Raw genomic sequence first — 446 nt, 5'->3', positions numbered from 1 at the left:
CTTGCGCGGCCCACCCGTTTTCAGTCTTGACTTATAAGGCATGAAAGCTCGCCTGTCGGATAGATCACTGGGCTCTTTCTACCGGACCCACGGTCGCCGCGCAAGGACCCTGCTGAACAAAGCCGCGATAGAGCGAGGCGCGTAGCAGGTGTCGCTTCAGCGCGAAGTGCTGCCGGATCGGACCGAAGCTCGATAGGAAAGCCTGCGAGCGCTCTGGATCGCGAAAGCCACGCATGCGTCGCTCGCGTTCGCGGGTCGGCTGATGACTGTTTTCGGCCCGGTTATTGACCCGCGCGCTGGCTTTGTTCAGCAGGGTAGGCCGCAGTTGGTTGCGGACGCAACTAGAGCTTTTTGACGCAAACGGCCTTGCCGAAGCTGTTCCACAGATTCACGAGGTTCGCGATAATCACGCCCTCGCGCTGCTGCGATTCGATGTTGCGCGTCAG

1 pseudogene is annotated in these 446 nt (G+C 60.3%); it reads right to left on the bottom strand.

Annotated features, from left to right (window positions below):
* Positions 1 to 190: 190 nt before the first annotated feature.
* Positions 191 to 289, bottom strand: a pseudogene (locus tag AB3X89_RS40255) (IS6 family transposase); the annotation flags it as partial.
* Positions 290 to 446 lie beyond the last annotated feature (157 nt).

It is taken from the genome of Paraburkholderia sp. BR14320 (assembly GCF_040948665.1).
Taxonomy (GTDB): Bacteria; Pseudomonadota; Gammaproteobacteria; order Burkholderiales; family Burkholderiaceae; genus Paraburkholderia; species Paraburkholderia youngii.
The sequence above is the reverse complement of the archived record's forward strand: the minus strand, read 5'-3'. Positions and strand labels throughout refer to the sequence as shown.